Here is a 23,744-nt window from a genome sequence, read left to right as displayed (position 1 = left end):
CCGAACGGATGAAAGTGTGCCGCCACCCCGGTGTTGCTCGTGTGCGTCGGCCTTCCGCCGGGCGACTGATGAGTCATGAAGAAGGATCAGTTGCTCACCCGGCTGCTCACCCGGCGCCGGGCGTTGATCGCGGGCGCCGGCGCCGTGGGAGCGGCCGCGACGGCCGGAGTGGTCACCGCTGTCACCGGGGACGGACCCCTCACCTCCGCCCCGGCCGCGGGACCCCAGGCCCGCCGCCCCGTCAAGTCCTCCGCGTACCGGCTGCAGCCCCTGACCGGCTACGGCCCGCCGCGTGCCGCACCCCGCCGGACCCTGGTCCGCCGCGAACCGCTGCTGCGCGTGTCCGGCCGGGGCCGCACCATGGTGCTGACCTTCGACGACGGGCCCGATCCCCGCTACACCCCGGACATCCTGGACACCCTGGCCGAGTACGACGTGCGCGCGATGTTCTTCGTGTGCGGCGAGATGGTCGCCGGCAGCAAGAAGCTGCTGGCCCGGATGGCCGACGAGGGCCACGTGGTGGGGAACCACACCTGGTCCCACCCTTTGCTCACCCGCCTCACCCGCCGGCAGATCCGCTCCCAGATGGAACGCACCAGCGACGTCATCGAGGACGCCTACGGGGAGCGCCCCGAGTGGTTCCGCGCGCCCTACGGCGCCTGGAACCGCGCCGCCCTCCAGATCGGCGCCGAACTCGGCATGGAACCGCTCGCCTGGACCCTCGACACCCTCGACTGGACCACTCCCGGGATCCGGTCGATCGCGAAGCGGGTCGAACACGGCGCCGCCCCCGGTGTCGTGGTGCTCTCGCACGACGCCGGGGGCGACCGCTCGCAGAGTGTGCGGGCCCTGCGGCGCTATCTGCCCGAGCTGCTGGACTCCGGCTACCACGTCACCGTGCCCAGGCGGCGCTACGCGTGAGGGACACCGTCGGGCTTTCGCCCGCCCGGCCGGGAGCGCTCAGCGCACCTCGACCAGGCGGGCGAACGCGACGACATTCCCCGCGTAGCCTTCCTGCTTGGAGAAACCACCACCGCAGGTGATGACCCGCAGTTCCGCCGCGCCCTTGGACGCGTAGACGCGGTCGCCGGGGAAGTTGTCCTTCTCGAACACCTCGATGCCGTAGATCTCGAACTCGGCGGTCTTTCCGTCCTGCCGGGCGACCTCGACGCGATTTCCCTTCTTCAGGGCTCCGAGTCCGTAGAACACGGCGGGGCCCTGCTGGTTGTCGACGTGCCCGACCACGACCGCGGTGCCCTTCTCGCCCGGGGTGACGGCACCGGTGAACCAGCCGGCCAGGTTGGGGTCCTCCGGCGGCGGCGCGCCGACCCAGCCGTCCGCGTCCAGGCCCACGGGGATGATCGGTGCGTCGACCTGGATCGCCGGGATCCTGACCCGGTCCGGGAGGGCGTAGGGCAAGGGCCGTACGGTTCCGGCGAAGGTGCCGCCGGGGACCCGGCTGTCCGCCGCGGCCGCCGTCGCCGGCTGTGGCGGGCCCTCGTCGAACTCCCCCGAACCGTTCCGGATGAGGGCGAGGCCGGTCAGCAGAACCAGCGCTATCACGCCCCACGGGGCGCGCTTCCTCGGCCGCGCCTCCTCTTCCGCCTGGGCCAGCTCGGACGCAGACATTCGCCATCCCCTCTCGACGCGGCCGTCGCCGTGTCAATCGCGCATAGCAGAACGCTAAGCGGCAGGCGCGAAACCGGCGACGGGGCGAGGGCGAACGGGTGGCGCGGGGCCGGAAGGGGCTTTCCGGGAGAGGAGGTGCGCCATCCGAGTTGCCGCCCTGAGGAAATTTCTGACGGCCTGTGACCTGCGGCGATAGCCGATTGTGCGGTTTTCCCGCACCGCCTTCTCTCACCAGGACGGACCATTCCCGAAATGCGGCTCACGGCAAGGCAACTGACTGTCTTTCTGGGAGGCGCTTTCTCGCCGATCGACCGGGGACGGGTCCCGGGGCGTCTTCCGCGGAGGTTCACATGCGTAACACTCGTGCCCTGGCGGTCGCCGGCGCAGCGGTCGCCGCCCTCGGCCTCTCCGCCCCCGCGGCCGTCGCGTGGGACACGCCCAGCAACATCGTCGCCCTGCCGGGCGTGATCGCCCGCGGCGGCCAGCTGACCATCACGGTCGACGGCTGCCGCAACGGTGGTACGGCGACGTCCAGAGCGTTCTCGCCGACGAGTCTGTCGCGCGTCTCCGGCCCGAACGAGAGGGCCAGGGGCACCGCCACCATCAACAGCAACGCCCGCCCGGGGCCGTACGACATCACGGTCGAGTGCAACGGAAGGAAGATGACCAAGCCGCAGGCCTTCACCGTCATCGGTGGTGTCCGCGGCGGTATCGGTGGCAGCAGCACCACCGGTGCCACTCCGACCGACATGGCCATCGGCGGTGGTCTCGTGGCAGCGGCGGTCGTCGGCGGCGGCGTGTTCTGGATGCGCCGCCGGGCCGAGCGGCGTATCTGACGCCTCGCTCCGCGCTTCTTCGACGAGTCGTCGTCCCGCACGTGAACGGTGTTCGCCCCGGCTCCCCCTGGTGAGGGGGAGCCGGGGCGAAGACCTGCGGGCGTGGGATGTGTCAGCCGGAGTCCTCGTCGGTGCGGCGGCGCGAGAAGTGGTAGGCGACGCCGAGTGACCCGGCGATCAGTGCGGCGCCGAGGCCGATCTCCTTGAGGTCGAAGCCGGCGACGGTGCCGCCCTCACCGGCGTGCACACCCTTGTGGGGGTGGCGCGTCGGGTGGAGGGTGGGGTGGTGCGTGGGGTGGTGCGTCGGACGGCCGCCCGCGATCGTCAGACGCGCTGTGCCGTTCGACTCGTCACATTCGAACTCCACGTCGTACACGGCGCCGGGCTTGGCGTCCCAGTCGACGACGGCCGTCGCCCAGGACTCCTCCGGCGGGATGGTGACCACGTCGAAGACCGGTGAGTTGACCGCGGCCTCCCCCTGGCACGCCTCGTTGCGTACCACCCGCAGGGTGACCTGACCCCCCGCCGCGACGGTGGAGGGCTCGACGCTGAAGCCGAAATCGGTCTGGATCGCCGCGTCGGCGGCGGGCACGCAGGAGGTGAGGGCGCCGGCGCCCAGCAGTACGGCCGAAGCGACGCATATCGCGCGCATGTGGAATCCTCCGGGTCCCCGAGGAGCAGCCGCGGACCTGTTCCGCTCACGTCACAAATGCACCTCGATGCCCGAAACGCTAAGAAGACCCGCGCGGCGGCGCGATCGCAGTAGCGCGAATGGGGCACGGGTGTGGGCCGCCCGGGGGAACGCCGTTGGGGCGGCCGGGGGACGGCGACGGTGTGTCGCGCGTCCCTCCGCCGCGATCCGTGGTGCGAGGCGCCATCAGTCCCCGACGCCCGGGAAGAGGCTCAGGAACGGGTCCGCGGAGGCGGTCACGCCCCTGCTGTAGGGCGAGTCGAAGTCCCAGATCAGGAACAGCAGGAAGGCGATCAGTGCCGAGAACAGCCCGGCCAGGACCAGTTCGCGTGCCGTTCTGCGGATCTGCAGCGCGAAGATCATCCCGATGGTGACGACGGCCCCGGCGATCAGCCCGAACCACACCACACCCGGCATGGTCTCCCCGGTCGACTCCGCCCGGGCGATCCGGGCCTGGTTCGCCGCGGTCACCTGGTCCAGCAGCGGCTGGTAGGCCTGGGCCTCGAAGTCCGTCGCCGGTTCGTAGTCGGTGACGTCCTGGCGGATCCGCCCGAAGAGCTCGGCGCCGCGCTCGGTGACCTCGCCCTTGTCGGCCATGGTGTCCCACTCGGTGGTCACCACATGGCTCACATACGTCCGGATGTCGTCCCGGATGCGGTCGCGTTCCTCGGCCGGATAGACCCGTACCCGCTCCGAGACCTCGTGCAGCGCGGTCGCCTCGGCCTGGACGTGGTCCTGCGCGGCGCTGCGCCCCTCCCAGACACCGGCGATCGCCAGGCCCAGGACGATGGCGTAGACCACGCCGATCCACATCGTCATGTACTCGATGACGTCCGGAGTCTCATTGGGGTCCTCGTCGTCGGGCGCCGCGCGGTGGCGTACGAAGGTGATGATGACCACCACGGCACAGGCGGCCAGCATCGCGAGGGTGAGAACAAGCCATTCCGGCAAGAGGTTCCTCCAGGGCTTCAGGGCTTCAGGGCTCAGCGCGCGCGCAGCGCGGCGACGGCCACCACCGCGGGCACCGTGACGAGCAGGACGAAGGTGAGCGGCGACAGTGTGCTGTTCGCCCGCCGTGGCCGGGGCGGCGCGGCCCGGTAGCGCGGGTAGTGCACGGGTTTCGCGGACGGACGTGGCGCGGGGGTGGCCGACGGAGCCGGTGCCGGTGCCGGAGGAGCGGGCGCCGGCGGCACGGGCCTCGGGGCCGGCCGGCGCGGGGGCGGTGCCGGGCGCGGCGTGTCCGGCGGCGGAGGCGGCGGCTCGGGTCTGGCCGTGGGGGCGGGTTCCGTGGGCGGGGGCTTCGGGGGCGGGGGCTTGGGTGGCGGCGGCGGGTCCGGCGTCGGCTTCGGCGGGGGCGTCGGCTTCGGCGGCGGTGGGGTCGGCGTGGGGGAGGGGCTCGGCGTGGGTGCCGGGCACGGCGGCTTGGTCGGCCAGGTCTTCTTGCTTCCGGCGTACGCCACCGCCTCGGTGCCGTCCGGCCCCGTCGAGGCGTACGCGCAGGCGTCGGCCACCGCGACCCCGGCCGGCGCGCCGACGAGCGCCCAGGCCAGCGCCGCCGCCGCCAAGGCCCGTGCCGCAAGGGCGGGTTGAGTCGAGAGGGGTCCATGCACGACGAAGATCATGAGCCCTGTGCCGCCCGGACGTGCCCCAGCGCAAGGGGATTGCCCCGAAAGAGGGATATCCGGGTGTCACTGGTTTGATCGGCGGTCGCCCACAGGGGGCTCGATGTGCACGTCTGCGCGAGGAGAAACGGGCTCGCCCCGGGTCCCGGAAAAGAAATGTGACCGGCCGTTGAACACAATCGCCGCCCCCGTGCGTACTCATGGTCGTGCGGCGGCGCAGCAGGGCGCTGCAACACCCTTGCGATTATGGGGAGTTGACGATGAAGACCTCCTGGCGGAGCGCCTCACTCGTGGCGAGCGCTGCGGCGGTCCTGGCGCTGACGACGGCGTGCGGTCAGGACAGCCCACCGGCGGCCAGCCAGAACGTGGGCGCCACGGCCGCGCCCGGGGACTACGGAAACATCGGTGCGGGCACCGGGACCGGAGCAGGCGGCGCCGCGACCGGCCAGCCGGCCGCGCCGAGCCCCTCCAGCCCGTCCAACCCCGCCGGCAAGCTGTCCGTCTCCACCGCCGAGAAGGTCGGCAAGGTGGTCACCGACAGTCTCGGTCTCACCCTGTACCGGTTCGACCAGGACACCGAGCAGCCGCCCAAGTCGAACTGCGACGGCGACTGCGCCAAGACCTGGCCGCCGGTTCCGGCCGACGACGCCGAGGCCGGCGAGGGTATCGACAAGGCGCTGCTCGGCTCGGTCACCCGTGCCGACGGCACCAAGCAGCTCACGGTCGGCGGCTGGCCCGCCTACCGCTTCGCCAAGGACGTCAACGCCGGTGACGTCAAGGGCCAGGGGGTGGGCGGCAAGTGGTACGCGCTGGCCCCCGACGGCAAGAAGGCGCAGGGCGGCGCGGCCGGCGGTGGCGCCGAGGCGCTGCCCGGGCTGTCCACCCGCAACGACCCCAAGCTGGGCGAGATCGTCATCGACAAGAACGGCATGACGGTCTACCGGTTCATGAAGGACTCGCAGTGGCCGATGAAGACCGCGTGCACGGGGGACTGCCTGGAGAAGTGGCCGGTCATCGCACCGGTCGACGAGAAGGACACCAAGGGGATCGACCTTCAGGGGTCCACTCCCAACCGGGGCTACGTCGTCTTCGACCGCCCTGACGGCATCAAGCAGCAGACCATCGACTGCATCCCGATCTACACCTTCGCGGGCGACAAGAAGGCCGGTGACACCAACGGCCAGGGTGTCGGCGGCACCTGGTACGCCATCCGACCCGACGGAAAGCCGGTCGGCGCGTCGGAGAAGTAGAAGTGCCTCCCCAGGGTTGATCGTCCACCCGGCAGTACCGATCGGTCCGCCCCTCCGTGCCACACGGAGGGGCGGACCGATTTGCCGTGCATCCCCTGAACTCATCGAATTCCTCACACTCTTCCCCTTCCGGACCGGAACTCTCCGGAATGCCGCGGACACTGTTCGTCATACGTTCGAAGGACATGCGGAGGGGTATCAATTCGGCACGTGCCGCAGGCAGTGACCGGGAACGGATGGTCAATTTCCGTTTCGGGTCGCTCCATTGGCGGGCGATCAGTAGCCTCTGCTCGAACACCGGATCGCCTACGCCTTGGAGAGATCGATGGAGCGTCCCGCCTGGGCCCCACGGAGCATCGACATATCGGTGCCCAGCGTTTCCCGGATGTACGACTACTACCTGGGCGGATCGCACAACTTCGAGGTCGACCGGGAAGCGGCCCGCAGGGCCATAAAGTTCATGCCGGGACTCCCCAAGATCATGCAGGCCAACCGCGCGTTCATGCGCCGCGCCGTGCGCTACGCGGCCGACCAGGGCGTCTCGCAGTTCCTGGACATCGGCTCCGGCATCCCCACCTTCGGCAACGTGCACGAGGTGGCGCGGGACGCCCGGCCCGGCGCGCGCGTGGTGTACGTCGACCACGACCCGGTGGCCGTGGCGCACAGCCAGGCGGTCCTGGAGGGCGACGACGACGCGGGTGTCGTCGCCGCGGACCTGCGCAAGCCACAGGAGATCCTGCGCAGTCCCGAGGTGGAGCGGCTGATCGACCTGAATCAGCCAGTGGCACTGCTCCTCGTTGCCATACTGCACTTCGTGGAAGACGAGGACGACCCGTACGGGGCCGTGGCCGAACTGGGCGAGGCGCTCGCGCCCGGCAGCCTGCTCGTGCTCACCCACGCCTCCTACGAGGGGATTCCGCTGCCTCCGGAGCGGGCCGGGGGTGCGGTGGACGTGTACGAGGACATCCGCAACCCGCTGATCATGCGCTCGCGCGAGGAGATCGCGCGGTTCTTCGAGGGGTACGACATGGTGGAACCCGGACTGGTGGCGATGCCGCGCTGGCGGCCCGACACCGCATCGGAGGACGAGGATCCGTATGCGTTCTCCGGGTTCGCGGGCGTGGGGCGTACGGCGTGATCGCGGAACCGGACGGGCCGGAGGACAGACTGCGCCGGTTCGCGACGATCTGGAGCCGGGCCGTCTTCCCGGTGACCTCGACGTCGTCGACCCGCCCCGAGTTCGAGGGGCAACTGCTGCCCCTGGCCCGGCGGCTGAGCGAGGGGCTGCTGGCCCGGACCTTCGACTCCGAGGCGGGCAGGGCGGTCGGTGCCGCTCTGGTGGACGCGCACTGCACCGACCCCGAGGCGCTCAGCCGCACCCTGGACTGCGTCGACGCCTACCTGGTCCTGTACTGCGGCGGCGACGGTGACCAGGAGGGCCTGCGGGCGCGGTGCGCGCGGCTGCAGCACGCGATGGCCGCCGGTTTCGCCCGGGCGCTGCGCGAGCGGACCCTGGCCGAGCAGGAGGCCATCGCGCAGGCCGCCCTCCAGGCGCAGGGCGTGGTGGCGCAGGCCCTGCACGCGAGCGAGGCGCGTTTCCGCGCCGTCTTCGAGGGCGCGGCCATAGGAATCGGCATGGCCGACCTCGAGGGCAACATACTGCAGGTCAACGGTGCGCTGCTGCGCATGTTCGGGGTCTCCGAGCATGCGCTGCGCAGCCGCAACGTCCGGGAGTGGACCCACCCCGACGACGCTCCGCAGACCTGGCGGCTCTACGACGAACTCGTGCGCGGCGAGCGGGAGCACTACCACCTGGAGAAGGCGTTCTACCGCCCCGACGGAACCGTCCTGTGGACCAACCTGACGGTCTCCCTGCTGCGCGACGCCGACGGTGAACCGCAGTACCAGCTCGCCCTCATGGAGGACACCACCGAGCGGCGGCTGCTCAACCTGCGGCTGCGCTACGAGGCCACCCACGACGCGCTGACCGGGCTGCCGAACCGCACGTTCTTCTTCGAGCGCCTGGAGAAGGCACTGGGCGCCGGGGAAGGCCAGCGCTTCGGGCTGTGCTACCTGGACCTCGACGGCTTCAAGACCGTCAACGACAGTCTCGGTCACGCGGCCGGCGACCGGCTGCTGGTGGAGGTCGCCGACCGGCTGCAGTCCTGCGCCACGGCGCCCGGCGAGATGGTCGCGCGGCTCGGCGGCGACGAGTTCGTGGCGCTGACCACCGGGTCCGACACCCAGCGGGAGGTCGACGAACTCGCCGGGCGCATCATGAACGCGCTGCTCGCGCCGATCAGCGTCGACGGCCGGGAGCTGACCGTGCGCGGCAGCATCGGCATCGTCGAGGGCCCGGCCGGGGAACGCAGCCCGGCGGAGGTGCTGCGCAGCGCGGACATCACCATGTACCGGGCCAAGTCGGCGGGCGGCAACCGCTTCGAACTCGCCGATCCGGAGGCGGACGCCCGGGTCATCACCCGGCACGGGCTGACCACGGCGCTGCCGACGGCCCTGGAGCGGGGCGAGTTCTTCATCGAGTACCAGCCGCTGGTGCATCTCGGCGACGGCAGCGTCCGGGGCGCCGAGGCCCTGGTGCGCTGGCTGCACCCGCAGCACGGGGTGCTCGGGCCGGACCGCTTCATCCCGCTCGCGGAGCACACCGGACTGATCGTGCCCCTGGGTCGCTGGGTCCTGGAGCAGTCGGTGCGCCAGGCCCGCGAGTGGCGGGAACTGCACGGTGGCGTCGAGGCGGTGGGGCCGCTGCGGATCAACGTGAACCTGTCGCCGTGCCAGTTGACGCATCCCGGGCTGGTCCAGGACACGATCGACATCCTGGAGCGCACGGGCGTCGAGCCGGACGCGCTGTGCCTGGAGGTCACGGAGTCGGCGCTGATCGGCGCGGACGACGATCTGCTGAAGCCCCTGCGGCGGCTTGCCGAGATGGGTGTCGACATCGCCCTGGACGACTTCGGGACGGGGTACTCCAACCTCGCCAACCTGCGCAGGCTGCCGGTCAGCATCCTGAAGCTGGACCGGTCCTTCACCCAGAGCATGCAGCAGTTCCCGGCGGACCCCGTCGACCTGAAGATCGTCGAAGGCATCGTCTCGCTGGCCCACAGCCTGGACCTGGCGGTGACGGTGGAAGGCGTCGAGACCGGAGCCCAGGCCGAACAGCTGCGCGTACTCGGCTGCGACACGGCCCAGGGCTGGTACTACGCGCGGCCGGGCCCGCCGGAGCGGCTGCACGAACTGGCGTTGGTGGACGCCACGGGCTAGGGGGTTTCTGGGGGCAACGCCTGTAGGGGCGCGGGGAACTGCGCGACCGGCCGCGACGCTGCCGCAGCCCCGAACGGCGATGGCACGCAACGGCGCTCCGGGAAGGTCAGCGCTCCAGCAGCATCCGCTGGAGCTCTCTGGCCGCCCTCGGCGGGGCCACATCGCTGCGGTGGGCCAGCGCGATCGTGCGGTGGAGGCCGGGTCTGGCCAGCGGAGTCACCCGCAGACCACGACCCGACCTCGCCGCCACCATCCGCGGCACAACGGCAACCCCCAGCCCGGCCCGCACAAAACCCAGCACCGCGTCCATCTCGCCGCCCTCCACCGCGAAGTCCGGCTCGAACCCCTCGGCCCGGCAGGCCGCCACGGTCAGCTCCCGCAGGTCGTAGCCGTGCCGGAACATCACCAGGCGTTCGCCCTCCAGGTCGGCGATGCGCACGGTGCGCCGGCCCGGGCCCGGTTTCGGGGCGTCGGGCGAGGAGACCACGACCAGATCCTCGCGCAGCAGCTCGACCGTCGTGAGGGCGGGAGAGGGGGTCGGCAGGGGCAGGACCACCAGGGCCAGGTCCAGGGCGCCGCGCGCCAGTTCGCGGACCAGGTCGTGGGAGCCGCCCTCCTCGATCAGCAGCCGGATGCCGGGGTAGCGGTCGTGAAAGGCCCGCAGCACATCCGGCAGCAGACCGGTGCACACACTCGGTGTCGCCCCCAGCCGCACCCGCCCCCGCCGCAACTGCGCCAGCTCCTGCACCTCGTGCCGCGCGGTGTCCGCGTCGGCCAGGATGCGCCGGGCCAGCGGGAGGAGCGCCTCCCCGGCGTCCGTGAGCGTGATGTTGCCCCGGGCACGCAGGAACAGGTCCGCACCCAGCTCCCGCTCCAGCGTCTTGATCTGCTGCGACAGCGACGGCTGCGCGACATGGACCAGATCGGCGGCCCGGGTGAAGTGCCGCGTCTCGGCGACGGCCACGAAGTACTGGAGCTGCTGGAACTGCATGCTCCCACGATAGCCCCAGGCTATGGATTCAAGCCGCTCCATGTCTTGGACCGATCGGCTGTACGTCCGTAGCGTGCTGGGCATGGCTCTGGCAACGCGGACGGACCGACGGCCGTCCCTCGCACGCACCGTGTGGGACTCCACCGTCGGCAAGAAGACCGTGATGGCGATCAGTGGTCTGATCATGCTGCTGTACCTGGTCGTCCACATGATCGGAAACCTGAAGATCTTCTTCGGGGCGGGCGAGTTCAATCACTACGCGCACTGGCTGCGCACCGTCGGCGAGCCGTTCATGCACTACGAGTGGACGCTCTGGCTCGTCCGGATCGTGCTGGTCGTCGCCGTCGTCGCGCACGCCACCTCGGCGTACCAGCTCAGCCGCCGCGACATCAGGGCCCGGCCGGACAAGTACGTGCACAAGAAGGCACGGGCCAGTTACGCGACGCGGACCATGCGCTGGGGCGGCATCATCCTCGGGCTGTTCATCGTCTGGCACATCCTCGACCTGACGACCGGCACCGTGCACTCCGGCGGCTTCCAGGAGGGCCACCCGTACCAGAACGTCGTGGACACCTTCTCCACCTGGTACGGCAACGTCGTCTACATCGTCGCGATGCTCGCGCTCGGCCTGCACATCCGGCACGGCTTCTGGAGCGCGGCCCAGACCCTCGGCGTCGGCAGCCGCACCCGCGACCGCGCCCTGAAGACCGTCGCAGACGTCCTCGCGCTGCTGCTCACGGCCGGTTTCATCGCCGTACCCGTGGGCGTCATGACCGGAGTGGTGAGCTGAAGATGACTTCCTACCGCGAGTACACGGCCTACGCGACCGGTGAGCCGGTCGTCGACACCAAGGCCCCGTCCGGGCCGGTCGACGAGCGCTGGGACAAACGCCGCTTCGAGGCCAAGCTGGTCAACCCCGCCAACCGGCGCAAGCACACCGTGATCGTCGTCGGCACCGGCCTCGCCGGCGGTTCCGCCGGGGCCACCCTCGCCGAACAGGGCTACCGGGTCGTCCAGTTCTGCTACCAGGACTCGCCCCGCCGCGCCCACTCCATCGCCGCGCAAGGAGGCATCAACGCGGCGAAGAACTACCGCAACGACGGCGACTCCGTCCACCGCCTGTTCTACGACACCGTCAAGGGCGGCGACTTCCGCGCCCGCGAGTCCAACGTCCACCGCCTCGCGCAGATCTCCGTCGAGATCATCGACCAGTGCGTGGCCCAGGGCGTGCCCTTCGCCCGTGAGTACGGCGGGCTGCTCGACACCCGGTCCTTCGGCGGCGTGCAGGTGTCGCGCACCTTCTACGCCCGGGGCCAGACGGGCCAGCAGCTCCTCCTCGGTGCCTACCAGGCGCTCAGCCGGCAGATCGCGGCCGGGAACATCGAGATGCACCCGCGGACCGAGATGCTCGACCTGATCGTCGTCGACGGGCGGGCACGCGGGATCGTGGCCCGGGACCTGATCACGGGGAAGATCGCCACGTACTTCGCGGACGCCGTCGTGCTCGCCTCCGGCGGCTACGGCAACGTCTTCTACCTGTCGACGAACGCCATGAACTCCAACGCCACCGCCGTCTGGCGGGCCCACCGGCGCGGCGCCCACTTCGCCAACCCCTGCTTCACCCAGATCCACCCCACCTGCATCCCGCGCACCGGCGACCACCAGTCCAAGCTGACGCTGATGAGCGAGTCGCTGCGCAACGACGGGCGGATCTGGGTGCCGAGGGCCAAGGGCGACCGCCGGCCCCCGAACGAGATCCCCGAGGACGAACGCGACTACTACCTGGAGCGCATCTACCCGTCCTTCGGCAACCTCGTCCCGCGCGACATCGCCTCGCGCGCCGCGAAGAACGCCTGCGACGAGGGCAGGGGAGTGGGCCCCGGCGGCCAGGGCGTCTACCTGGACTTCGCCGACGCCATCCAGCGCATGGGACGCAAGGCCGTCGAGGCCAGGTACGGCAACCTCTTCGACATGTACCAGCGGATCACCGACGAGGATCCGTACGAGGTGCCGATGCGGATCTACCCCGCCGTCCACTACACGATGGGCGGCCTGTGGGTCGACTACGACCTCCAGACCACCATCCCCGGGCTGTTCGCGATCGGGGAGGCCAACTTCTCCGACCACGGCGCCAACCGGCTGGGCGCCTCCGCGCTGATGCAGGGACTCGCGGACGGCTACTTCGTCCTCCCCTCGACCATCAGCGACTACCTGGCCCGCAACCCGCACCACGACGCGGTGACCGGCGAACACCCCGTCGTCCAGGAAGTCTTGGCCGAGACCCGGGACCGGCTCGACCTGCTGCTGTCCGTCGACGGCGACCGCACCCCCGACTCCTTCCACCGCGAGGTCGGCGAACTCATGTGGGAGTTCTGCGGCATGGCCCGCACCGACGCGGGGCTGCGCAAGGCGCTGGAACGCATCCCGCAGATCCGCGAGGAGTTCTGGCGGCGCATCAAGGTGCCCGGCACCGGAGAGGAGTTCAACCAGTCCCTGGAAAAGGCCAATCGCGTCGTCGACTACCTGGAACTCGCCGAGCTGATGTGTCTCGACGCGCTGCACCGCGAGGAGTCCTGCGGCGGCCACTTCCGCGAGGAGTCCCAGACTCCGGACGGCGAGGCCGCCCGCAGGGACGAGGAGTTCGGGTACGCCGCCGCCTGGGAGTTCACCGGCACGGGCGAGGCTCCGGTGCTGCACAAGGAAGACCTGGTCTTCGAGTACGTCCACCCCACCCAGCGGAGCTACGCATGAGGCTCACCCTGCGCGTCTGGCGGCAGCAGAACGCCGACGCCGACGGCACGATGTCCACGTACGAGGTGGACGGGATCTCGCCCGACATGTCCTTCCTGGAGATGCTCGACACGCTCAACGAGGAACTCATCGTCAAGGGCGAGGACCCCGTCGCCTTCGACCACGACTGCCGCGAGGGCATCTGCGGGGCGTGTTCGCTCGTCATCAACGGCGACGCGCACGGGCCCGAGCGCACGACGACCTGCCAGTTGCACATGCGTTCGTTCGAGGACGGCGACACGATCGACGTGGAGCCGTGGCGGGCGTCGGCGTTCCCGGTGATCAAGGACCTTGTCGTGGACCGGTCCGCGTTCGACCGGATCATCCAGGCAGGCGGGTACATCACCGCGCCGACGGGGGCGGCTCCCGAGGCGCACGCCACGCCGGTGCCGAAGCCGGATGCCGACTTCGCCTTCGAGCACGCCGAGTGCATCGGATGCGGGGCGTGTGTGGCGGCCTGCCCGAACGGGGCGGCGATGCTGTTCACGTCGGCGAAGATCAACCATCTGAACGTGCTGCCGCAGGGGGCGCCCGAGCGGGAGACGCGGGTGCTGGACATGGTGGAGCAGATGGACGAGGAGGGGTTCGGAGGGTGCACGCTCGCCGGTGAGTGCGCCACCGCTTGCCCGAAGGGCATCCCGTTGATGTCCATCACGCGCATGAACAAGGAGTGGCTGCGGGCGGCGCGGAAGGTCAAGCGGTAGCGCCGTCGCGGGCACGGAGCGCCGGCGGCTGCGGGCGCGTCGTGGTTGATCGCGCAGTTCCCGGCGCCCCTCAGCGTTGTCATGGGCCGGGATCGGCGAGGAGCGGGCCCAGCGGGCCGAGGTCCAGGTTGAGGTCACTGCGCCGCAGCCCGTGCTGTGCGCACAGCTCGTCCATGCGCTCGTCCAGCAGCATCAGCGCGGTACCGAGCCGGTCCTCCTGCTCGGCGCTGAGCGTCCCCTCGTCGAAACGGCGCACCGCCTGGCGTTCCATGAGCTGTCGCAGGAGTTCCACCACGGTCAGGACCAGGGCCGCCAGGTCGTTCGTGACCCGCTCGGGATCGAGGTCCAGCGCGTGGGTGCGCGGCGCGGTCACAGCGGCCCGCTGTCCGGCCAGGGCGCGGGCACCCGGTCGCTGACCGACGCCAGGAGGGCGTGCAGGGAGATCCGCACCAACGGCACATCGGCGATGGCCAGCACCAGATCGCCGCTGACCACGACACCGGTCGCCAGCACCCGGTCGAGCAGGTCGACGAGCGGCACGCCCACGGGCGCGTACGGCTCCGGGCCGTCCCACGGCACCGCGGTGCGGCCGGTCCCGCCCGCGACGGGCACGGTCATGCGCCGACCTCCTGGTGCGCGCCGCACTCCACCTCGTCCGACTGGGTGAAGGAGTACGGGATCCATGGCCCTGACATGGTTACCTCCACGGCCGTACGGTGGGCGTCGCGGGCCAGTTCGCCGACCGCCCGGAGGAACCCGGCGCGCTGGCCGTCGTCGACCAGGTAGGCCGCGTTGAGCAGTTGCGGGACGCTCCTGCCGGTCAGCTGCTCGCTCTGCGGCCGGTGCCGGGTGGCTGCGACCGCGTACCGCCGCAACTCCCGGTCGACGGCGTCGGCCCGCGCCAGGGCCCACTCGCGCATCTCGCGCTCGGTGCGCCGCCGAGCGCTCGCCCGGCGCAGGTACGCCCGCCCGTCGGCCGGTCCGTCCCCTGCGGCACCGGGCACGCGCTCGGCTGTGGGGCCGTGTACCTTCACCGCCCACTCGGTACGGTCGCGCAGCCGGTCCAGCAGGACGCGCAGGGACGCCTCCCGGGCGGTCACGGCCCGTACCGCGTTGCGGTCGTCCAGATACAGCGTCGCCATCGGCAGGGGCACGACGGGCCCCGCGCTCGCGGCCGTCTGCACCCCCCGGTGGTGGGCGCGGGCGCAGCGCTCCAGCTCCTCGGGCCGGTTGAACCGCTCCGCGAGCGCCTCCTCGCCGAAGGCCGCGGCGGGAACGTCCTGCACGATCAGATGCAGCGCGCCCGCGGCCAGGACGCGCAGCGGACCGCCGCCGTCATGGCCCGGCGTCACCGTGAGCACCTCGTCCGGCGGAGGCGTGTCCGTCACGGCGAACACACAGGTGACGGTGGGGCGCGGCACGTCCGGTTCCGTCGCGGTCGCCCGGCCGGCCCGGGCCGTGCTCATCGGACCACCTCCGCGGTGTCGGGATCGGCTTCCTCCAGGGCCTCCAGACGGGCCCGCAGACGCGCGTTCTCCTCGGCGAGGGCGTCACGCGCGGCGCGCGAGGACAGCGCCGGGTCCGTCTCCCACCAGTCGATACCCGCCTTCTTCGCGGTCTCGACCGAGGCGATGAACAGGCGCAGCCGGATGGTGAGCAGTTCGATGTCGAGCAGGTCGATCTTGATGTCGCCCGCGATGACGATGCCCTTGTCCAGGACGCGTTCGAGGAGGTCCGCGAGGCTGCCGGTGGGCGGCCCGACCGGCTCCGCTCCCGGGCCCGCGGGCCAGGTGCCGACGTCGGTCACGAATCACCCCCGCGGTGCGGACGGCCGGCGTACCGGACGGGACTGTCGAGCCGGGCGAGCAACCGCTCCTCCTCTTCCTCGAAGGCCGCCTCGTCGATGGCGCCCTCCTCCAGGGCCCGGTTGAGTGCCGCCAGGCGTGCCTGCACCGCACGCGGGTCGCCGCTCTGGCGTTCGGCCTCCTGGAGCAGGTGGTCGGCGACCCAGAGCGTGCCGCGCAACGGGGCCAGCGGCAGCAGCAGGAGCCCGCTCACGAGTCCCACCGTGTCACCGGCCTGCCGTGGCGGACTGCGCGTCGACGAAGCTGTAGCACGGCAGCGGACCGGTCACACTCAGGGCCAGCCTGTCGCCGGCATCGCGTGCCTGCGCGGCCACGGCCTGCCGGAAGCGCTGTTCGTCGGCGGAACGCACCAGGAACGACGTGCTCAGCACCTGCTCGTCGTCGACCGGTCCCTGCGCCGTGCGCACGGCGAGCGGGGTCAGGCGGGCCAGCACCTCCCGTGCCGCGCCCCGGGCCTCGCGCGCCACGCCCCGGGCCAGCGCCTCGCCCAGCCGCACGTTCGCCTCGTAGCCGGGGCGGTGCCGGGTCTGGCGGGCGAGCGCGCGCAGGGCGTCGTCCCGGCGTACGAGGTCGGCGAAGTACTCGTGCACGACGGCGCCCTTCACGTTCATCTCGACGCAGCCCCGTACCACGTCGAGCTGTGCCGCCAAGTGGGCGCGGCCGGTACGCAGTTGGCCGCGCAGTGCCTCCGCGTCGGGCGTGACGACGGCGAACCGCATGGGCAGGACGGGGCCCTGCGCGGCGAGTTCCCCGAGCACCGCCTGATGGGCCATCAGGTCCCGGCGCCGCGCCCGGACGGACGCCGGGGTGTCCGAGACGGCCGCGCACAGCCCGGCTTCGGTCAGCAGCCGCACCGCCGCCCCGTCCACCCCCGGCGCCTCAGGAGGCCGGACGCCCGCGGGGGCGATGCCGTAGACGTACAGGGTGCCGAGCGTGCCGGCGGTGGTGAGGTCGGCTGTCGCCGTCACGGTCATTCCTCCTCGGCCTTGCGGCGCCGGGGCCGCGGGCGGTCGTCGTCACTGCGGCGCTTGCGTGCCGGCCGCGGGGCGCGCTCGGTGCGGGCCTCGGCTTCCTCGGCCTCCACGTCGTCCTCGGTGTCGTCGTCCGGGGTGAGGACGTCGCGCACCTTGTCGGTCAGGGAACCGGCGGCGCGCTTGGCGCCCGCCTTGCCGACGGCCTTGGAGACCGGCCCGCCGAACAGCTCCGGCACGGTCTTGGAGCGCGGGTCGTTCTCGAGATCCAGGCGGTTGCACGCCTCCGCGAAGCGCAGGTAGGTGTCGACGCTGGCGACCACGATGCGCGCGTCGATCTTGATGATCTCGATCCCGACGAGCGAGACGCGCACGAAGACGTCGATCACCATGCCGCGGTCGAGAATCAGCTCCAGCACGTCGTAGAGGGTTCCGGCGCGGGGCGCACAGACGATCTCGTCGCTGTAGACGGTCATGCGGCGGTCCTTCCGGTCAGCGGTTGCGACGGGCCGGTCACTGGTCCTGGGCGCCGCGCCGGAAGCGCGCGATCCGGCGGTACTGCACCAGCTCGCCCGCCGAGTCCAGTTCCACGCGGTACGTCGCGAGCAGGCTGGTGGTGTCGGGGATGCGTGCCAGTTCGAGCACGTCGACGTCGACGACCCAGCCGTCGTCCTCGCCCCGGCACACCGCGGAGACCCCTTCGAGGCGATGACTGATCAACTCCGTCAGCGCCTCGGCGGCACGCCGGGCGGCCTCCCCGGCACCGCGCACGGTGCGTCGGCGCTTGGTGGACGTGGCCGAGCCACTTCGTCGCTCACCGGCTCCGGGTCCTGTCATGCAGTTCACTCTTGCCGCCGGAGCCGGTGCGCGCGTGTCCGGCTAGGCCATCCGGGCCGCGCTCGCGGGCGCGAGCCGTTCAGCAACCTCACACCCGTTCTCTCTGCACATGACACGCGAAGGTCAGCCGGCATCGGGAGAACAGAGGCGCAGGACCCACGACACCCTCAGCGCCCCGCCTCACCGACCAGCCCGTGACCAGGAGAGAGCCATGACCGGCGTACTGACCGTCGACCGCCCCGCGCAGCCCACGGCCCCCACCCGCTACACCGTCGCCCTCGCCCGGAACGAGGAGGACGTGCGTGCCGCCCAGCGGCTGCGTCACGACGTCTTCGCCGGGGAGATGGGCGCCCTGCTGACCGGCCCGCGGCCGGGCCTCGACGGCGACTTGTTCGACGCGTACTGCGACCACCTGCTCGTCCGGGAGGAGACGACCGGCCAGGTCGTCGGCACCTACCGGCTGCTGCCGCCGGAGCGCGCGGCGGTCGCCGGGCGGCTGTACTCCGAGGGCGAGTTCGAGCTGACCGCGCTCGACGGGATCCGGCCGCGGCTCGTCGAGGTCGGCCGCTCCTGTGTGCACCCCGGCCACCGTGACGGCGCGGTCATCGGCCTCATCTGGGCGGGCATCGCCCGCTACATGGTCGACCGCGGCCACGAGTGGCTCGCCGGCTGCTGCTCCGTCCCGCTCGCCGACGGCGGCACCCTCGCGTCCGCCACCTGGGACCGGGTGAGCGACAAGCACCTCTCGCCCGAGGAGTTCCGGGTGCGGCCGCTGCTGCCGTGGACGCCGGGCCCCGCGCCCGCCGCCCGGGTCGAACTGCCCGCCCTGCTGCGCGGCTACCTGCGCCTCGGTGCCTGGGTGTGCGGCGAACCGGCCCACGACCCGGACTTCGGCGTGGCCGACCTGTACGTCCTGCTGCCCATGAGCCGTGTCAACGCGCGCTATCTGCGCCACTTCCTCTCCCTCGTCCCGGCCTGATGAGCGCCTGGCTGCCCACCGCGCCCTGCACGCCGCGGGCCTGTGTCGAGGCGTCGGCGGCCGTGCGGGCGCGGGCCGTGCCGCGGGCCGTGCTGCGGCTCACCGGGGTCCTCCTGCTCCTCCTCGCGGGGATCGCGCTGACGCCCTTCGGCGGCCGGATTCCGGCGTCCCTGGTCCGGCGGTGGTGCCGGTGGATCGCGCGGGCCGCGGGGGTCCGGGTCCGGATCACCGGTGCCGCCGCCCCCACCGGCGGACTGCTGCTGGTCGCCAACCACATCTCCTGGCTCGACATCCCGCTGCTCGCCGCCGTACGGCCCGCCCGGATGCTGGCGAAGACCGAGGTGAGGCGCTGGCCCCTCGCCGGGGCGCTGGCCGCGCGCGGCGGCACCCTGTTCATCGACCGGGACCGGCTGCGCGCCCTCCCCGACACGGTCGCCCGGATCGCCGGGGCGCTGCGCGAGGGCGCCGCGGTCGCGGCCTTCCCCGAGGGCAGCACCTGGTGCGGCCGGGCCCAGGGCGCCTTCCGCCCGGCCGTCTTCCAGGCCGCCCTGGACGCCGGCGTACCGGTCCAGCCGGTGCGCATCGGCTACCGGCTCCGTGACGGCACGGCCACGACGGCGCCGGCGTACGTCGGCGAGGACACGCTGCTCGCCTCCCTGTGGCGGGTGGCTACGGCCCGCGGCCTGATCGCGGAGGTCGAGGTACGGGCCCCCGTCCCACCGGGCAGCAGCCCCGACCGCCGCGCCCTCGCCCGTTCGGCACAACCGCGGGAGGCGTTCGCGCCGGCTCGGACACACACGGCGCTCGTGGCGTGAGCGGGCGCCGGCCCGGCGTCCCGCGCCTGCCCGCACCAGACGTGCCTCAGCGGCTCCCGGACAGTGTGCGCGCCAGGTAGGGGGCCGTGCGGCTCTCCGCTGCGTGGGCCACCTCTCGCGGCGGGCCCGACGCAACGATCCGGCCGCCCGCGTCGCCGCCGCCCGGGCCGAGGTCGATCACCCAGTCCGCGCGCGCGACGACGGACATGTCGTGCTCGACGACGACCACGGTGTGCCCGGCGTCGACGAGGCCGTGCAAGACGCGCAGCAGGACGTCCACGTCGGCCGGGTGGAGGCCGGTCGTGGGCTCGTCGAGGAGGTAGAGGGTGTGGCCGCGCCGGCCGCGCTGCAGCTCGCTCGCCAGCTTGATGCGCTGGGCCTCGCCGCCGGACAGCTCGGTCGCGGGCTGGCCGAGGCGGAGGTAGCCCAGACCCACGTCGAGCAGGGTGCCGAGGCTGCGCGCCACGGCCGGGGTGTCCGCGAAGAAGTCCGCCGCGCTCTCCACCGTCAGATCCAGCACCTGCGCGATGGTCCGCCCCCGGTACGTCACCTCCAGCGTCTCCGGGTTGTAGCGGGCCCCGCCGCAGTCCGGGCACGGCGCGTAGGTGCTCGGCAGGAACAGCAGCTCCACGCTGACGAACCCCTCGCCCTGGCAGGTCTCGCAGCGCCCGCCCGCCACGTTGAAGGAGAACCGCCCGACGCCGAAACCGCGTTCGCGGGCCTCGTCGGTGGCCGCGAACACCTTGCGTACGACGTCGAAGAGGCCCGTGTAGGTGGCGAGGTTCGAGCGCGGGGTGCGGCCGATCGGCTTCTGGTCGACCGAGACCAGGCGGCCCACGCCCGCCGAGTCCTCGGTGATCTCGCCGATGAGGGTGGACTTGCCGGAGCCGGACACCCCCGTCACCGCGGTGAACACGCGGAGCGGGAACTGCGCTGTCACACCGCGCAGGTTGTGCCGTGAGATCGGGCCGGTCCTGAGCCACCCCCTGGCCTTGCGCACGTCCCGGGCCGGGACCGCGGAGTGGTCGAACAGATAGCGGGCCGTCGCCGACTCCTCGACACCGGCCAGCTCGGCCACCGGGCCGCTGTGCAGCACCCGCCCGCCGTGCTCGCCCGCGTCCGGACCCACGTCCACCAGCCAGTCGGCGCCCCGCATGACGTCGAGGTGGTGCTCCACCACGAACACCGAGTTCCCGGACGTCTTCAGCCGCTCCAGTACCGTGAGCAGCGCCTCGGTGTCCGCCGGGTGCAGTCCGGCGGACGGCTCGTCGAGGACGTAGACCACCCCGAACAGGCCGGAGCGCAGCTGGGTGGCGAGGCGCAGACGCTGCAGTTCGCCCGCGGAGAGGGTGGGAGCGGTCCGGTTGAGACTGAGGTAGCCGAGACCCAGCTCGACGACCGGTGCGATACGGGACCTCAGATCGTCGGTGAGGACCCGGGCCGCCTCCGACGTCGCGTCGAGGCCCGCGGCCAGCTCCACCAGCGGCAGTGCCGCCAGTTCGGCGATGGTCCGGCCGCCGAAGGTCACCGCCAGGGCCTCGGGGCGCAGCCGGCTGCCGCCGCACGCCGGGCAGGGCGCGCTGGTGAGGAACCGCTCGGCCTTCGCCCGCAGGGCCGGGCTCTTGGAGTCCGAGAACGTCTTCATCACGTACCGGTGGGCGCTCATGTACGTGCCCTGGTAAGGCCGTTGGATACGGTTCGCGTCCCTGACCGGGTGCACGGTGACCACCGGCTGCTCGTGCGTGAACAGGATCCACTCCCGCTCGCCGGCGGGCAGCTCCCGCCACGGCCGGTCCACGTCGTGGCCGAGCGCGTCGAGGATGTCCCGCAGGTTCTTGCCCTGCCAGGCACCCGGCCACGCGGCGATCGCCCCGTCGCGGATCGACAGCGACGGGTCGGGGACCAGCAGTTCCTCGCTCGTACGGTGCACCTGCCCGAGTCCGTGGCACTCCGGGCACGCCCCCACCGCCGTGTTGGGCGAGAAGGCGTCGGAGTCGAGCCGCTCGGCGCCGGGCGGGTAGGTGCCGGCCCGGGAGAACAGCATCCGCAGGGAGTTGGAGAGGTTGGTGACGGTGCCGACGGAGGAACGAGAGGTGGGCGCCGCCCGCCGCTGCTGGAGCGAGACGGCCGGGGGCAGGCCGGTGATCTCCCCGATCTTCGGCGCGCCGACCTGGTGGATCAGCCGGCGTGCGTACGGCGCGACCGACTCGAAGTAGCGCCGTTGCGCCTCCGCGTAGATCGTGCCGAACGCCAGCGACGACTTCCCCGAGCCGGACACGCCGGTGAACACGGCCAGCACGTCCCGGGGGATGTCGACGTCGATGCCCTGGAGGTTGTGCTCGCGGGCGCCGCGGACACGGACGAACGGGTCATGGGGGTCGCGGTCGTGCATGGGGAACGACTCTAACCGGAGGTGATCGCGGCCAGCCGCCGGTAGGAGTCCAGCAGGGCCTCACGGTCGTACGAACTGGTCGTGACCAGTACCTCCTGGGCGCCCGTCTCCTTCAGTACCGTCCCCAGCTCGTGCGCCACCTGCTCCTCGGTCCCGGCGATGTGGCCGGACAGGCCGGACTCGTAGAAGCCGCGCTCCTTGCCGGTCATCGTGAGTGCCTCCACGCGCTCGGCGGGCGGCAGCGGCGGGAAGGTGCCGCGGGTGCGGGAATGCGCCATGGACCAGGCCTCGGGGATCAGCAGCCGCCGGGCCGCTTCGGGGGTGCCGGCCACGGCGATGGTGCCCGAGACGACGACGTAGGGTTCCGCAGCCCAGGAGGAGGGGCGGAAGTGGTCGCGGTAGTGGTCGATGCCGCGCCGCATCCTGTCCCGGTTCCCGAGGTCGCCGATGACCATGGGCAGGCCCGCACGGGCGGCGATGCCGGCGCCCTCGCCCATGGCCAGCACGAACGGCGGCACGCTCAGGCCCTCGGCGGGACGGGCGTGCACCCCGGTGGGTGAGGTGCCCCAGAACCAGCCGAGCAGCTCCCCGAGCTGGGCCTCGAAGTCCTCGGCATCGCCCTTGTCGCGGCCCAGGGCCCGGCGCACCCCGTCCGTGAAACCGACGGACCGGCCGAGGCCCATGTCGATCCGCCCGGGGAACAGCGACTCCAGCACCCCGAACTGCTCGGCGACGACCAGCGGCCGGTGGTTGGGCAGCATCACCCCGCCGGTGCCGACCCGGATCGTCCGGGTCGCGCCCGCGACGGCGGCGGCCAGTACGGCCGGCGCGGAGCCGGCGACCCCGGGCACACCGTGGTGCTCCGAGACCCAGAACCGGTGGTAGCCGAGGCCCTCCAGCTCCTGCGCCAGCCGCACGGTGTCGCGCAGCGCCTCGGGATGGGTGTGCCCCTCGCGGGTGCGGGAGCGGTCGAGGACGGACAGGCGCACGGGATCCATACCGGGTTCTACGCCGGGCGGGGCCGCGGGTATTCCACCGCCGTGCAGGGACCCCACCGCCGGGAAAACCGGGTGACCGCGTCGAGGCACGTCAGGACAATGTTCCGGAACCCTGTAGCGAAAGGCGGCCGACCGTGACCGTCCCCAACGTCCTGCTCTCCGGCATCGTCGGATCGACCGCCTACGGCCTCGCCCGCCCGGGCTCGGACATCGACCGCCTCGGCCTGTTCGCCGTGCCGACCGAGGAGCTGCACGGGTTGCGCCGGCCGAAGGAATCGCACGTCAGTACGGCGCCGGACCGCACCCTGCACGAGGCCGCCAAGTGGTGCCGGCTGGCCCTCGGCGGCAACCCGACCGCGATGGAGCTGGTGTGGCTCCCCGACGAGCTGTACGAGGTGCGCACCCCCCTCGGCGACGAGCTCATCGGCATCCGTGAGTCGTTCCTGTGTGCCCGGCGTGTCAGGGACGCCTATCTCGGGTACGCCACCCAGCAGTTCCGGCGGCTGGAGGCGCGCGGCGACGGTTCGTTCTCCGCCGACACCCGGGGGCGCACCGCGAAGCACGCCCGGCATCTCAAACGGCTGTGCGGGCAGGGCCTGGAGCTGTACATCACCGGGCGGTTGACGATCCGCGTCGAGAACCCGGACGAGTACCACGCCTTCGGCGAGCGCGTGGCCGCCGACCCGTCCGTCGCCCTGCCGCTGCTCAGGCACTACGAGGCCGCCTTCGACGAAGGCCCCACGGCGCTGCCGGACGAGCCCGACGAGGCGCCGGTCGAGGCCTGGCTGCGCCGGGTCCGGGCGCAGTGCGCCACGGCGGCCGCGAGCTCAGCCGCCGGGGCGTAGCAGCCCGCGCTCGTAGGCCCTGACCAGGTTCTGCGGGACCAGGTGACGGACGCCGTCGACGGTGACCGGGACCAGTGCCGGCGTGGCGGCCTTCCACTGGGCGCGGCGGTGACGGGTGTTGCTGCGGGACATCTTCCGCTTCGGGACAGCCATGGGACTCCTCCTCGGTGGTCGGGCACCGAGGACGCTACATGAAAATGGATCCCATTAACAATGTGCGTCCCGGCGCCCGGCCACCGCCGTCCCGGAC

At 72.1% G+C, this 23,744-nt stretch carries 28 protein-coding genes; 12 read left to right on the top strand and 16 right to left on the bottom strand.

Going from position 1 to position 23,744, the window contains the following annotated elements:
- The first annotated feature begins 75 nt into the window (after positions 1-75).
- A complete protein-coding gene (locus ACFU3E_RS26345; protein ID WP_384163025.1) occupies positions 76-921 on the top strand; it encodes a polysaccharide deacetylase family protein in 846 nt (281 codons plus the stop codon).
- A gap of 39 nt (positions 922-960) precedes the next feature.
- Here ACFU3E_RS26345 and ACFU3E_RS26340 read toward each other — a convergent pair whose 3' ends face one another.
- Positions 961-1,629 (bottom strand): class F sortase, encoded by a 669-nt coding sequence (locus tag ACFU3E_RS26340; RefSeq protein ID WP_384163022.1) that lies wholly within the window; start codon positions 1,627-1,629, stop codon positions 961-963.
- Positions 1,630-1,979: 350 nt separating this feature from the next.
- On the opposite strand from ACFU3E_RS26340, the gene ACFU3E_RS26335 reads away from it, so the two are divergent.
- Positions 1,980-2,465 (top strand): hypothetical protein, encoded by a 486-nt coding sequence (locus ACFU3E_RS26335; RefSeq protein ID WP_384163019.1) that lies wholly within the window; start codon positions 1,980-1,982, stop codon positions 2,463-2,465.
- 112 nt (positions 2,466-2,577) lie between these two features.
- Here the strand turns inward: ACFU3E_RS26335 and ACFU3E_RS26330 are convergent, their stop codons facing one another.
- From ACFU3E_RS26330 to ACFU3E_RS26320, 3 genes are all read right to left on the bottom strand, one after another.
- Entirely contained in the window at positions 2,578-3,117 is a 540-nt protein-coding gene (locus ACFU3E_RS26330; RefSeq protein ID WP_384163016.1) for a hypothetical protein, read from the bottom strand.
- Positions 3,118-3,342: 225 nt separating this feature from the next.
- Positions 3,343-4,107 (bottom strand): DUF4239 domain-containing protein, encoded by a 765-nt coding sequence (locus tag ACFU3E_RS26325; protein WP_384163013.1) that lies wholly within the window; start codon positions 4,105-4,107, stop codon positions 3,343-3,345.
- 32 nt (positions 4,108-4,139) lie between these two features.
- The gene (locus tag ACFU3E_RS26320) at positions 4,140-4,271 is read right to left on the bottom strand and encodes a hypothetical protein (protein ID WP_384163010.1); all 132 of its coding nucleotides are present in this window, start codon (positions 4,269-4,271) and stop codon (positions 4,140-4,142) included.
- 28 nt (positions 4,272-4,299) lie between these two features.
- Between ACFU3E_RS26320 and ACFU3E_RS26315 the strand changes: the two genes are divergently transcribed.
- From ACFU3E_RS26315 to ACFU3E_RS26300, 4 genes are all read left to right on the top strand, one after another.
- Complete coding sequence (locus tag ACFU3E_RS26315) at positions 4,300-4,746, top strand: hypothetical protein (protein ID WP_384163008.1); 447 nt, start codon at positions 4,300-4,302, stop codon at positions 4,744-4,746.
- A gap of 292 nt (positions 4,747-5,038) precedes the next feature.
- Complete coding sequence (locus ACFU3E_RS26310) at positions 5,039-6,028, top strand: SCO0930 family lipoprotein (RefSeq protein ID WP_384163005.1); 990 nt, start codon at positions 5,039-5,041, stop codon at positions 6,026-6,028.
- A 325-nt stretch (positions 6,029-6,353) separates the two neighbouring features.
- The gene (locus ACFU3E_RS26305) at positions 6,354-7,166 is read left to right on the top strand and encodes an SAM-dependent methyltransferase (protein ID WP_384163002.1); all 813 of its coding nucleotides are present in this window, start codon (positions 6,354-6,356) and stop codon (positions 7,164-7,166) included.
- Complete coding sequence (locus ACFU3E_RS26300) at positions 7,163-9,307, top strand: putative bifunctional diguanylate cyclase/phosphodiesterase (protein ID WP_384162999.1); 2,145 nt, start codon at positions 7,163-7,165, stop codon at positions 9,305-9,307. The genes ACFU3E_RS26305 and ACFU3E_RS26300 overlap by 4 nt, the downstream gene beginning before the upstream one ends.
- Positions 9,308-9,413: 106 nt before the next feature.
- On the opposite strand, the gene ACFU3E_RS26295 is transcribed toward ACFU3E_RS26300, so the two are convergent.
- Positions 9,414-10,298: a LysR family transcriptional regulator gene (locus tag ACFU3E_RS26295; protein ID WP_384162996.1), complete on the bottom strand. Its 885-nt coding sequence runs from the start codon at positions 10,296-10,298 to the stop codon at positions 9,414-9,416.
- A gap of 82 nt (positions 10,299-10,380) precedes the next feature.
- Between ACFU3E_RS26295 and ACFU3E_RS26290 the strand changes: the two genes are divergently transcribed.
- Genes ACFU3E_RS26290 through ACFU3E_RS26280 form a run of 3 tightly spaced genes read left to right on the top strand, consistent with a single transcriptional unit; the run spans position 10,381 to position 13,792 of the window.
- The gene (locus ACFU3E_RS26290) at positions 10,381-11,088 is read left to right on the top strand and encodes a succinate dehydrogenase (protein WP_384162994.1); all 708 of its coding nucleotides are present in this window, start codon (positions 10,381-10,383) and stop codon (positions 11,086-11,088) included.
- A gap of 2 nt (positions 11,089-11,090) precedes the next feature.
- On the top strand, positions 11,091-13,049 hold the full coding sequence (locus ACFU3E_RS26285) for a fumarate reductase/succinate dehydrogenase flavoprotein subunit (protein WP_384162991.1): 1,959 nt from the start codon (positions 11,091-11,093) through the stop codon (positions 13,047-13,049).
- Positions 13,046-13,792 (top strand): succinate dehydrogenase/fumarate reductase iron-sulfur subunit, encoded by a 747-nt coding sequence (locus ACFU3E_RS26280; RefSeq protein ID WP_384162988.1) that lies wholly within the window; start codon positions 13,046-13,048, stop codon positions 13,790-13,792. Before ACFU3E_RS26285 ends, ACFU3E_RS26280 begins: the two co-directional genes overlap by 4 nt.
- 79 nt (positions 13,793-13,871) lie before the next feature.
- On the opposite strand, the gene ACFU3E_RS26275 is transcribed toward ACFU3E_RS26280, so the two are convergent.
- The 8 genes from ACFU3E_RS26275 to gvpO are packed head-to-tail and all read right to left on the bottom strand — an operon-like array spanning position 13,872 to position 17,465.
- Positions 13,872-14,165, bottom strand: a complete 294-nt coding sequence (locus ACFU3E_RS26275; protein ID WP_030851265.1) for a gas vesicle protein K — start codon at positions 14,163-14,165, stop codon at positions 13,872-13,874.
- The gene (locus ACFU3E_RS26270) at positions 14,162-14,410 is read right to left on the bottom strand and encodes a gas vesicle protein (protein WP_384162985.1); all 249 of its coding nucleotides are present in this window, start codon (positions 14,408-14,410) and stop codon (positions 14,162-14,164) included. Before ACFU3E_RS26270 ends, ACFU3E_RS26275 begins: the two co-directional genes overlap by 4 nt.
- Positions 14,407-15,258, bottom strand: coding sequence for a GvpL/GvpF family gas vesicle protein (locus tag ACFU3E_RS26265; RefSeq protein ID WP_384162982.1), 852 nt, complete (start codon positions 15,256-15,258; stop codon positions 14,407-14,409). Before ACFU3E_RS26265 ends, ACFU3E_RS26270 begins: the two co-directional genes overlap by 4 nt.
- On the bottom strand, positions 15,255-15,599 hold the full coding sequence (locus ACFU3E_RS26260) for a gas vesicle protein (protein WP_384162979.1): 345 nt from the start codon (positions 15,597-15,599) through the stop codon (positions 15,255-15,257). Before ACFU3E_RS26260 ends, ACFU3E_RS26265 begins: the two co-directional genes overlap by 4 nt.
- Complete coding sequence (locus tag ACFU3E_RS26255) at positions 15,596-15,859, bottom strand: gas vesicle protein GvpG (RefSeq protein WP_384162976.1); 264 nt, start codon at positions 15,857-15,859, stop codon at positions 15,596-15,598. Before ACFU3E_RS26255 ends, ACFU3E_RS26260 begins: the two co-directional genes overlap by 4 nt.
- Before the next feature lie 4 nt (positions 15,860-15,863).
- Complete coding sequence (locus ACFU3E_RS26250) at positions 15,864-16,631, bottom strand: GvpL/GvpF family gas vesicle protein (protein ID WP_384162973.1); 768 nt, start codon at positions 16,629-16,631, stop codon at positions 15,864-15,866.
- The gene (locus ACFU3E_RS26245) at positions 16,628-17,104 is read right to left on the bottom strand and encodes a gas vesicle structural protein GvpA (RefSeq protein ID WP_384162970.1); all 477 of its coding nucleotides are present in this window, start codon (positions 17,102-17,104) and stop codon (positions 16,628-16,630) included. Before ACFU3E_RS26245 ends, ACFU3E_RS26250 begins: the two co-directional genes overlap by 4 nt.
- Before the next feature lie 37 nt (positions 17,105-17,141).
- Complete coding sequence (gene gvpO, locus ACFU3E_RS26240) at positions 17,142-17,465, bottom strand: gas vesicle protein GvpO (protein WP_384162967.1); 324 nt, start codon at positions 17,463-17,465, stop codon at positions 17,142-17,144.
- Between the two features lie 211 nt (positions 17,466-17,676).
- Here gvpO and ACFU3E_RS26235 point away from each other — a divergent pair, with 211 nt between their 5' ends.
- Together ACFU3E_RS26235 and ACFU3E_RS26230 are read left to right on the top strand one after the other, a co-directional pair.
- Positions 17,677-18,444: a GNAT family N-acetyltransferase gene (locus ACFU3E_RS26235; protein ID WP_384162964.1), complete on the top strand. Its 768-nt coding sequence runs from the start codon at positions 17,677-17,679 to the stop codon at positions 18,442-18,444.
- Positions 18,444-19,259, top strand: a complete 816-nt coding sequence (locus ACFU3E_RS26230) for a lysophospholipid acyltransferase family protein (protein WP_384162961.1) — start codon at positions 18,444-18,446, stop codon at positions 19,257-19,259. The genes ACFU3E_RS26235 and ACFU3E_RS26230 overlap by 1 nt, the downstream gene beginning before the upstream one ends.
- Positions 19,260-19,305: 46 nt before the next feature.
- Here ACFU3E_RS26230 and ACFU3E_RS26225 read toward each other — a convergent pair whose 3' ends face one another.
- Entirely contained in the window at positions 19,306-21,651 is a 2,346-nt protein-coding gene (locus ACFU3E_RS26225; protein ID WP_384162958.1) for an ATP-binding cassette domain-containing protein, read from the bottom strand.
- Positions 21,652-21,662: 11 nt separating this feature from the next.
- Positions 21,663-22,649, bottom strand: coding sequence for an LLM class flavin-dependent oxidoreductase (locus ACFU3E_RS26220; protein WP_384162955.1), 987 nt, complete (start codon positions 22,647-22,649; stop codon positions 21,663-21,665).
- A 134-nt stretch (positions 22,650-22,783) separates the two neighbouring features.
- Here ACFU3E_RS26220 and ACFU3E_RS26215 point away from each other — a divergent pair, with 134 nt between their 5' ends.
- The gene (locus ACFU3E_RS26215; protein WP_384162952.1) at positions 22,784-23,494 is read left to right on the top strand and encodes a DNA polymerase beta superfamily protein; all 711 of its coding nucleotides are present in this window, start codon (positions 22,784-22,786) and stop codon (positions 23,492-23,494) included.
- Here ACFU3E_RS26215 and rpmF read toward each other — a convergent pair.
- A complete protein-coding gene (gene rpmF, locus ACFU3E_RS26210; RefSeq protein WP_384162949.1) occupies positions 23,477-23,647 on the bottom strand; it encodes a 50S ribosomal protein L32 in 171 nt (56 codons plus the stop codon). The two genes, ACFU3E_RS26215 and rpmF, sit on opposite strands and share 18 nt — an antisense overlap.
- Positions 23,648-23,744 lie beyond the last annotated feature (97 nt).

This window comes from Streptomyces sp. NPDC057424, from assembly GCF_042803315.1.
Classification (GTDB): Bacteria; Actinomycetota; Actinomycetes; order Streptomycetales; family Streptomycetaceae; genus Streptomyces.
The sequence above is the reverse complement of the archived record's forward strand: the minus strand, read 5'-3'. Positions and strand labels throughout refer to the sequence as shown.

What these genes read in the sequence shown, in the direction of transcription:
- ACFU3E_RS26345 (WP_384163025.1), top strand. Translation starts at nt 76, where the DNA reads ATGAAGAAGGATCAGTTGCTCACCCGGCTGCTCACCCGGCGCCGGGCG.
- ACFU3E_RS26290 (WP_384162994.1), top strand. Translation starts at nt 10,381, where the DNA reads ATGGCTCTGGCAACGCGGACGGACCGACGGCCGTCCCTCGCACGCACC.
- ACFU3E_RS26310 (WP_384163005.1), top strand. Translation starts at nt 5,039, where the DNA reads ATGAAGACCTCCTGGCGGAGCGCCTCACTCGTGGCGAGCGCTGCGGCG.
- ACFU3E_RS26330 (WP_384163016.1), bottom strand. Translation starts at nt 3,117, where the DNA reads ATGCGCGCGATATGCGTCGCTTCGGCCGTACTGCTGGGCGCCGGCGCC.
- gvpO (WP_384162967.1), bottom strand. Translation starts at nt 17,465, where the DNA reads ATGACAGGACCCGGAGCCGGTGAGCGACGAAGTGGCTCGGCCACGTCC.
- rpmF (WP_384162949.1), bottom strand. Translation starts at nt 23,647, where the DNA reads ATGGCTGTCCCGAAGCGGAAGATGTCCCGCAGCAACACCCGTCACCGC.
- ACFU3E_RS26285 (WP_384162991.1), top strand. Translation starts at nt 11,091, where the DNA reads ATGACTTCCTACCGCGAGTACACGGCCTACGCGACCGGTGAGCCGGTC.
- ACFU3E_RS26280 (WP_384162988.1), top strand. Translation starts at nt 13,046, where the DNA reads ATGAGGCTCACCCTGCGCGTCTGGCGGCAGCAGAACGCCGACGCCGAC.
- ACFU3E_RS26340 (WP_384163022.1), bottom strand. Translation starts at nt 1,629, where the DNA reads ATGTCTGCGTCCGAGCTGGCCCAGGCGGAAGAGGAGGCGCGGCCGAGG.
- ACFU3E_RS26230 (WP_384162961.1), top strand. Translation starts at nt 18,444, where the DNA reads ATGAGCGCCTGGCTGCCCACCGCGCCCTGCACGCCGCGGGCCTGTGTC.
- ACFU3E_RS26250 (WP_384162973.1), bottom strand. Translation starts at nt 16,631, where the DNA reads ATGACCGTGACGGCGACAGCCGACCTCACCACCGCCGGCACGCTCGGC.
- ACFU3E_RS26335 (WP_384163019.1), top strand. Translation starts at nt 1,980, where the DNA reads ATGCGTAACACTCGTGCCCTGGCGGTCGCCGGCGCAGCGGTCGCCGCC.
- ACFU3E_RS26270 (WP_384162985.1), bottom strand. Translation starts at nt 14,410, where the DNA reads ATGACCGTGCCCGTCGCGGGCGGGACCGGCCGCACCGCGGTGCCGTGG.
- ACFU3E_RS26295 (WP_384162996.1), bottom strand. Translation starts at nt 10,298, where the DNA reads ATGCAGTTCCAGCAGCTCCAGTACTTCGTGGCCGTCGCCGAGACGCGG.
- ACFU3E_RS26235 (WP_384162964.1), top strand. Translation starts at nt 17,677, where the DNA reads ATGACCGGCGTACTGACCGTCGACCGCCCCGCGCAGCCCACGGCCCCC.
- ACFU3E_RS26305 (WP_384163002.1), top strand. Translation starts at nt 6,354, where the DNA reads ATGGAGCGTCCCGCCTGGGCCCCACGGAGCATCGACATATCGGTGCCC.
- ACFU3E_RS26225 (WP_384162958.1), bottom strand. Translation starts at nt 21,651, where the DNA reads ATGCACGACCGCGACCCCCATGACCCGTTCGTCCGTGTCCGCGGCGCC.
- ACFU3E_RS26220 (WP_384162955.1), bottom strand. Translation starts at nt 22,649, where the DNA reads ATGGATCCCGTGCGCCTGTCCGTCCTCGACCGCTCCCGCACCCGCGAG.
- ACFU3E_RS26265 (WP_384162982.1), bottom strand. Translation starts at nt 15,258, where the DNA reads ATGAGCACGGCCCGGGCCGGCCGGGCGACCGCGACGGAACCGGACGTG.
- ACFU3E_RS26245 (WP_384162970.1), bottom strand. Translation starts at nt 17,104, where the DNA reads ATGACCGTCTACAGCGACGAGATCGTCTGTGCGCCCCGCGCCGGAACC.